The organism is Rhodococcus sp. 05-2254-6 (assembly GCF_002258565.1).
Taxonomy (GTDB): Bacteria; Actinomycetota; Actinomycetes; order Mycobacteriales; family Mycobacteriaceae; genus Rhodococcoides.
In genome coordinates this window covers 34,196-41,910 of sequence record NZ_NOZF01000153.1, presented here as the reverse complement: position 1 = coordinate 41,910, position 7,715 = coordinate 34,196, and the positions used below count along the sequence as shown (strand labels likewise).

Genomic DNA, 7,715 nt, shown 5'->3' with positions numbered 1-7,715 from the left:
TCGACGCGCACACCCACCTCGATGCGTGTGGGGCGACCGACGCGGCGAGTGTGGCCGCGATCGTGGACAAGGCCGAGTCCGTCGGTGTCACGCGCGTGGTCACGATCGCCGACGATCTCGATGCCGCGCGGTTCGCGGTCGACGCGGCGTCCTGGGATCCTCGGGTGTGGGCCGCGGTTGCGATCCATCCCACGCGCGCGAACGTGCTCGACGACGCGGCCAAGGCCGAGATCGAGCGATTGGCGTCCGACCCTCGCGTGGTTGCCGTCGGGGAGACCGGGCTGGACTACTACTGGCCCGGCAAGCTCGACGGGTGCGCCACGGTGGCCGAGCAGCACGACGGATTTCGGTGGCACATCGATCTGGCGAAACGACTGGGTAAGCCGCTGATGATCCACAATCGCGAGGCCGACGAGGACCTGCTCGCCGTGCTGACGACGGAAGGCGCTCCCAAGACGGTGATCTTCCACTGCTTCTCCGGCGGTCCCGAGACCGCGAAGGCGTGCGTCGACGCCGGCTACGTTCTCAGCTTTTCGGGGACCGTCAGTTTCAAGAACGCGCACGCACTGCGGGAGGCCGCGGTACTGGTGCCCGACGAGCTGGTGCTGGTGGAGACCGACGCACCGTTCCTCACTCCGCATCCCTTCCGCGGTGCTCCCAACGAGTCGTACTGCCTGCCGTACACCGCGCGGGCGCTAGCCGAGATTCGTGGCCAGGATCCGGCGGAGCTCGCTGCACACGCCACGGCCAACGCGGAGCGCGTGTACGGCCTGTAGCTGCTGAAGTTGCGGCGTGGGTACTAATTCGTTACCGTACCGTGACCGAACTCGGGCGTTCCGACGCCGAAGTCAGCTCGCAAACGCCAGGAATACGAAACTTGTCGACTATCAGACGCCTCAACTCCGCCCGTTCGACCACGCTCTACCTGGTCGTCGCGGCCCTGTTGATGACGCTCGTCGCCGGTGGCGTCATGGCCGTGAGCCGTCACAAGACCGTGACCATCGATGTCGACGGCGACATGATTTCGCTCAGCACGATGAAGACCGACGTCAACAGTGCTCTGGCCGACGCCGGCTATGCGCCGTCGGACAAGGATCTTGTCGTTCCCGCGCCGGACTCCGATCTCAGTGACGGCGACACCGTGGTCCTGCGCCGCGCCCGTGAGATCACGCTGAACGTCGACGGGCAGCCCGAGAACATCTGGACCACCGCCCTGACCGTCGAGGAAGCTCTGCAGCAGACCGGTCTGGCCGAGGACGTGCACGTCTCCGCCTCGCGCTCGGAGCGGCTGCCGCTCGACGGCACCGAACTCGATGTGGCACTGCCCAAGCAGGTCTCGCTCGTCGACGGTGGAGCACCTGCCGCGCCGGTCACCCTGGCCGCACCGACCGTGCGTGAATTCCTCGAAGCAGCGGGTGCGCCGCTCGAGGAAGCCGACACCGTCAGCCCCGATCCCGACGCAGCCGTCACCGACGGCGCCGAGATCGTCGTCACGCGTGACCGCACCGTCACCAAGACCGAAACCACGGACACCGATGCTCCTGAGCAGCGCATCGAGGATCCGACGATGAACATGAGCCGCACCGTCGTCGAGAACCCGGGTGCCCCGGGGGTCTCCGACATCACCTGGAAGATCAACATGGTGAACGGCGTCGAGGTCGGTCGCGAGAAGGTCGACGAGACGGTCAAGGTACCCGCGCAGCCGAAGACCGTTCGCGTCGGAGCGAAGCCGGGTACCGAAGTGCCGCCGGTGGAGAACGGTGCGATCTGGGACGCGCTCGCGCAGTGCGAGGCGACCGGCAACTGGGCGATCAACACGGGCAACGGCTTCTACGGCGGCGTGCAGTTCGACCAGAACACCTGGGAACGCCAGGGCGGACTCAAGTACGCACCGCGCGCCGACCTCGCCACCCGCGAGGAACAGATCGCCATCGCGTCGGTGACACAGAAGTCGCAGGGCTGGGGCGCATGGCCCGCCTGCACCTCGCGCCTGGGTTACCGCTGACTGTCCCGGGTCGTTCCGCGGGCTCCACTCCTGCGTTTCTGGGTCGTTCCGCGGGCTCCACTCCTGGCCCCGTAGAGTTTCCGCCGTGTCCGAACATGTGAGGGGATCTGCGGCTCTGCTCGGTCCTGCCGAAGTCCGCTCCCTCGCCGCCGAGCTCGACGTGCGCCCCACCAAACAACTCGGGCAGAACTTCGTGCACGACGCCAATACTGTTCGACGCATCGTCGCCTCCGCGGGTGTGGGCCCGCAGGACATAGTCCTCGAGGTCGGCCCCGGCCTCGGATCGCTGACACTCGCGCTGCTCGATGTGGCCGAGGCCGTCATCGCCGTCGAGATCGACCCCAAGCTCGCGAACCGATTGCCCACGACGGTGGCCGACCGGGCCCCCACTCTGGCCGATCGGCTGACGGTGATCGAGGCCGACGCGCTGCGCGTACGAGCCGCGGACATTGCGGGGGAGCCGACCGCTCTGGTGGCCAACCTGCCCTACAACGTTGCCGTTCCCGTACTGATCCATCTGTTCTCGGAATTGCCGAGCCTTCGCGTCGCCGTGGTGATGGTCCAGGCCGAGGTGGCCGATCGACTCGCCGCGGTACCGGGAAGCAAGATCTACGGCATCCCCAGCGTCAAGGCCAGATTCTTCGGGGACGTCAAAAGAGCAGGCGCAGTGGGCCGTTCGGTGTTCTGGCCGGTACCCAAGGTCGAGTCGGGGTTGGTCCGCATCGATCGGTACGCCGAGCCGCCGTGGCCGACCGACACCGCGCATCGCAAGGCCGTGTTCGCGGTGATCGATGCCGCCTTCGCGCAGCGACGCAAGACCCTACGAGCAGCCCTGGCCGGGTGGGCAGGCTCCCCGGTTGCCGCCGAACGGCGGTTGCGTGAGGCCGGGATCGACCCCACTGCTCGCGGCGAGACCATCGACGCCGCAGCCTTCGTCCGTTTGGCCGCCACCGAAGCCTGAGGCCCTCTCTCTACAGGTGGATGTCCGTCAGGGCAGTCAGCTCGGTCCACGTCGACGCGCCCTCGCGGGCAGCAGCCACCGGCGCGTAGCGGTCGGCGTCGATCAGAATGCCCACGTCCAGGCCTGTCATCGACGCGATGTCGCCCACCGGAACCTGATAGGTCCGGTACGGGCCGAGAGGCGGGGGATCGGTCTCGAGCCGCAGCGGTTTGTCGAGGATCGGGTCCAGAGACGGCGACTGGTCGAGAACGTATCCGGTGCATGCTGGAGCCGAATCCTGCGACCAGGCCGCGATCTTGAAGAACTGCCGCGGAATGGCGACGCCCCGGTAGATCGGATCGTCGTCGGCGAAGATGCAGCCGCTGAAGACCGAGAGCTTTCGGTCGTACTGCTCGGCGTTTCCCAGCACGTAATCCTCGAGCCCCAGCCACAGTGTCTTCGACTGGTTCAACGTGGCCGTCTGCGGAGCGCACACGGTGTAGTGGAACGTGTCCTCGTTGGCGCGCTCGGCCACTGCACGCTCACCCCACACCGGATCTCGCCGGCGAACCAGATGCCCGCGATCGAGGTCGTTGTTCCGGTACAACTCGTTGCCGGCCTGCTGCGCTGCCGGTAGCCGATCGTCGAGTCGCCAGTTGTCTCCGCGCCCCACATCCTGCAGGCTCGCGCCGTCGATGTTGACGCCGGTGACCGCGGCGAGGCGTCGGGCAGGGTCGATGGACACCGAGAAGTGCGTGTACGGAAGAACCACCACATCGGCGCGATCGGGCAACGGAACGTCGATGTCGGCCAGGAACTTCGGGTCGAAACCGAGTGGTGTCGTCATCTGCCCATTGACTCACGTACCGGTTACCGGAGGGTGAACCGCCGCCAGGTATCGCTCGTTCAGTCTCGCGTGCCGCTCGGCCACGATGCGGCATTCCTCGCGTAGTTCCGGTGGATCGAGCACTGTGAAATCGGTGTCGAACGCTGCGAGCCACCGCGCGATCGAGGGCAGCGAATCTCCGGCCAACACCACCGCGCAGGTGCCCTCGTCGATGGATTCCATTGTGCCCCATTGCTCGTCGATCATCGGGGCGATCTGCTCGATCGGGGCGTGCAACGCGATCCGCGCCTGAACCTGAGTGAACGCACGATCGATTCCCTTCGAGACGAAAGCCGCCGCACCGCCAGGCGGCAGCTCCCGCGGAGTGAACCGCGGGCCCGTCGGAATTTTCGGATCCAGGCGATCCACTCGATACGACCGCCAATCCTCCCGCAGCACATCCCAACCCAGCAGATACCAGCGTGCCCCCGCCCGCACCAGGCTGTACGGCTCCACCTCGCGCCTGGACTCGGAACCGTCGTGCTTGCGGTAGTCGAACCGCAACCGCTCGTGGGCGTGACATACCGCCGCCACCGTGGACAGCACCGACGCATCCACTGCCGAACGCGCGGTCTGCTCCACCACATCGATCCGCAACGCGTCGAGCCGATGCTGGATGCGCGACGGCATCACCTGCCGCAACTTCGTCAACGCCCGCAACGACGCCTCGCCGATGCCCGCCACCGAGCCACCGGCCGCCGACTGCAATCCGAACGCCACCGCCAGCGCCTCGTCGTCGTCGAGCAACAGCGGCGGCATCTCGGCACCGGGACCGAGTTGATAGCCGCCACCGACTCCCGGCGTCGCATTGACCGGGTAACCGATGTCGCGCAGCTTGTCCACATCGCGCCGCAGCGTCCGAGGAGTGACGTCGAGTCGCTCCGCCAGTTCTGCGCCCGCCCAATCACGACGCGTCTGCAGCAGAGACAACAGCCGCAACAACCGAGCCGATGTTTCCTTCATGACGTCACGATGCCACGCATTGCGGACAACTACAGTCCGCATCGGCCGAACGTTGCGGCCCCGAAGTCCACTGAATGTGACATTGACCCCCGAAAAGGTCACTGAATGTCACATCGACTACCCACCGGAGGCCGCCCTGGTGGTGAACTCGGTCGCTGTTTCTCCACTACTGTAGTTACTCGTGCTGTCTGTCGTTCCCACACCCGTCGTCGTTCGGGCCCCGTCGAAGGTGAATTTGCATCTGTCGGTCGGTGACCTGCGTCCCGATGGCTTTCACGAGCTGACGACGGTGTTCCAGGCGCTCTCGCTCTCGGACGAACTGTCGGTGGTTCCGGCCAAGACGCTCTCGGTTCGGGTGCGCGGCGACGACGCGAGAGTGGTTCCCACCGATTCACGGAATCTCGTGTGGAAGGCCGCCGAGTTGCTGGGGCATCGGGTGGGGCGAGAGCCGTCGGTGGAGATCACCATCGACAAGGGAATTCCGGTGGCCGGTGGGATGGCAGGCGGAAGTGCCGATGCTGCCGCGACTCTGGTGGCACTGAACGCGATGTGGCACCTCGATCTCTCGCGCGACGAGCTCGACGAGGTGGCGGCCCAACTCGGCAGCGACGTGCCGTTCTCGTTGCACGGCGGAACGGCGGTCGGAACCGGTCGCGGGGAGAAGCTGCTTCCGGTGCTCTCGCGCAACAGTTTTCAGTGGGTGCTTGCGTTGGCGAAGGGCGGTCTGCAAACGCCTGCCGTCTACAACGAGCTCGACGAACTGCGGGCCAAGGGTGATCCGCCTCGCCTCGGCGGCACCGAGGATCTGATGCATGCGCTGGCGTCCGGCGATGCGCGTGCGCTCGCGCCGCTGCTCGGCAACGATCTGCAGGCCGCTGCCGTGTCGCTGATGCCGCAGTTGCGTCGCACGCTGCGTGCGGGAGTCACCGCCGGGGCGTTGGCGGGCATCGTGTCCGGCTCGGGCCCCACCTGCGCGTTCCTGTGCGCCGACGCCGACGCGGCGGTGTCGGTGAGCGCTGAATTGTCCGGTGCAGGCGTGTGCCGCACCGTCCGTGTTGCGAGTGGACCGGTTCCCGGTGCTCGTGTTGTCACTAGCGAATCGATTGGTTTTTCCTGATGGTCAATCTCGTCAATCTCGAAAACGTCAGCAAGTCCTTCGGCGTCAAGCCGCTGCTCGACGGTGTCTCCCTCGGCGTGCAGGAGGGCGAACGCATCGGCATGGTCGGCCTCAACGGCGGCGGCAAGACCACCACCCTCGAGGTGCTCGCGGGCATCGAGCCGCCCGATTCGGGACGCGTCAGCCGCGTCAATGGCCTGCGCATGGCCGTCGTCACCCAGCGCGGAGTGCTGCCTCCCGGGTCTACCGTCGGCCAGGTGGTCCTCGACCCCCTCGGAATGGCCGAGCACGAGTGGGCGGGCGACTCTCGGGTGCGAAACATCCTGACGGGCATCGGTATTGCCGATCTCGGGCCTGCAGGTAGTTCGGGACTCGACGCGCCGATCGACAACCTCTCGGGCGGCGAGCGTCGACGAGTTGCGTTGGCAGCGGCCCTGGTTCAGGATCTGGACCTGCTGGTGCTCGACGAGCCGACCAACCACCTCGACGTCGAGGGCGTGCAGTGGTTGGCTGCGCACCTGGTCAGCCGTCGCAGTGCGCTGGTGGTCGTCACCCACGATCGCTGGTTCCTCGACACCGTCGCCAATCGCACGTGGGAAGTGGTCGGTGGCGGCGTCGAGGCCTACGAGGGTGGTTACAACGACTGGGTGTTCGCCCGGGCCGAGCGGTCCCGTCAGGCCGACGCGTCCGAGGAGCGTCGACGCAACCTCGCGCGCAAGGAACTGGCCTGGCTGCGCCGCGGTGCCCCGGCCCGTACCTCCAAGCCGAAGTACCGCATCGAGGCGGCCGAGGCTCTGATCGCCGACGTTCCCGCCCCGCGTGACTCCGTCGCGTTGTCCTCGTTCGCTCAGCGCCGGCTCGGCAAGGTCGTCATCGAACTCGAGGACGCGCGCCTCGAGACCCCCGACGGCCGCGAATTGGTGAAGGACTTCACCTGGCGCCTGGCTCCCGGTGAGCGCGTCGGTCTCGTCGGCGTCAACGGTTCGGGCAAGACGACCATGCTCCGCACGCTCGCCGGTGAACTGCAGCCTGCTGCCGGCAAGCGCATCCAGGGCCAGACCGTCAAGATCGGTTGGCTGAAGCAGGAATTGGACGACCTACCCAAGAAGCTGCGTGTTCTCGACGCGGTCAAGGAAGTGGCCGAGCGGATCACGCTGGGCGACAGAGAGATTTCTGCGGGGCAGCTCGCGGAGCGGCTCGGTTTCACCCCGGCGCGTCAACGCACTCCCGTCGGAGATCTCTCCGGTGGCGAGCGTCGTCGGCTGCAGCTCACTCGCGTGTTGATGGCCGAGCCGAACGTGCTGTTGCTCGACGAGCCCACCAACGATCTGGACATCGACACCCTCCAGCAGCTCGAGGACATCCTCGACGGCTGGGCGGGCACTCTCGTCGTCATCAGTCACGATCGGTACCTGATCGAGCGCATCTGTGATTCCACGTGGGCTCTGTTCGGCGACGGCAAGCTCACCAACCTGCCAGGCGGCATCGAGGAGTACCTGCGCAGGCGGGCCGTCCTCGCCGCCGACGCGACGCCGGACTCGCTGACCACCGGAAGTGCGCCGCGCAAAGCCACCCGTGATGCGGCCTCCGAGCGCGCTGCCCGTAAGGAACTCAGCAAGCTCGAGAAGCTCGTCCTCCGGCTCTCCAAGCGTGAGGTCGAACTGCACGCCGAACTCGTCGACGCGTCCACCGAGCAGGGCAAGCTCGTCGCCCTCGACACCGAACTCAAGCAGGTCCTCGCCGACAAGGATGTCGCCGAGGAACGATGGATGGAACTGGCCGCCGAGTTGGAGTAGTGCGGAGC

The 7,715-nt window shown here is 66.7% G+C and carries 7 protein-coding genes; 5 read left to right on the top strand and 2 right to left on the bottom strand.

The window, feature by feature from the left end; genetic code table 11:
* The 3 genes from CH256_RS21130 to rsmA form a co-directional block, all read left to right on the top strand.
* The coding region (locus tag CH256_RS21130) for a TatD family hydrolase (protein ID WP_094670529.1) at positions 1 to 776 on the top strand (776 nt) is incomplete at its 5' end.
* A 101-nt stretch (positions 777 to 877) separates the two neighbouring features.
* Entirely contained in the window at positions 878 to 2,005 is a 1,128-nt protein-coding gene (locus CH256_RS21125) for a resuscitation-promoting factor (RefSeq protein ID WP_094670528.1), read from the top strand.
* An 85-nt stretch (positions 2,006 to 2,090) separates the two neighbouring features.
* Entirely contained in the window at positions 2,091 to 2,966 is an 876-nt protein-coding gene (gene rsmA / locus CH256_RS21120; protein ID WP_094670525.1) for a 16S rRNA (adenine(1518)-N(6)/adenine(1519)-N(6))-dimethyltransferase RsmA, read from the top strand.
* A gap of 10 nt (positions 2,967 to 2,976) precedes the next feature.
* Here rsmA and CH256_RS21115 read toward each other — a convergent pair whose 3' ends face one another.
* Positions 2,977 to 3,792 carry a DNA/RNA non-specific endonuclease gene (locus CH256_RS21115; RefSeq protein ID WP_068049797.1) on the bottom strand — a complete coding sequence of 272 codons (816 nt, stop codon included), beginning with the start codon at positions 3,790 to 3,792 and terminating at the stop codon, positions 2,977 to 2,979.
* A gap of 12 nt (positions 3,793 to 3,804) precedes the next feature.
* Positions 3,805 to 4,794: a helix-turn-helix transcriptional regulator gene (locus CH256_RS21110; protein ID WP_094670524.1), complete on the bottom strand. Its 990-nt coding sequence runs from the start codon at positions 4,792 to 4,794 to the stop codon at positions 3,805 to 3,807.
* Between the two features lie 181 nt (positions 4,795 to 4,975).
* Here CH256_RS21110 and CH256_RS21105 point away from each other — a divergent pair, with 181 nt between their 5' ends.
* Complete coding sequence (locus CH256_RS21105; RefSeq protein ID WP_094670523.1) at positions 4,976 to 5,911, top strand: 4-(cytidine 5'-diphospho)-2-C-methyl-D-erythritol kinase; 936 nt, start codon at positions 4,976 to 4,978, stop codon at positions 5,909 to 5,911.
* Complete coding sequence (locus tag CH256_RS21100; protein WP_094639565.1) at positions 5,911 to 7,707, top strand: ABC-F family ATP-binding cassette domain-containing protein; 1,797 nt, start codon at positions 5,911 to 5,913, stop codon at positions 7,705 to 7,707. The genes CH256_RS21105 and CH256_RS21100 overlap by 1 nt, the downstream gene beginning before the upstream one ends.
* The last annotated feature ends 8 nt before the right edge of the window (positions 7,708 to 7,715 follow it).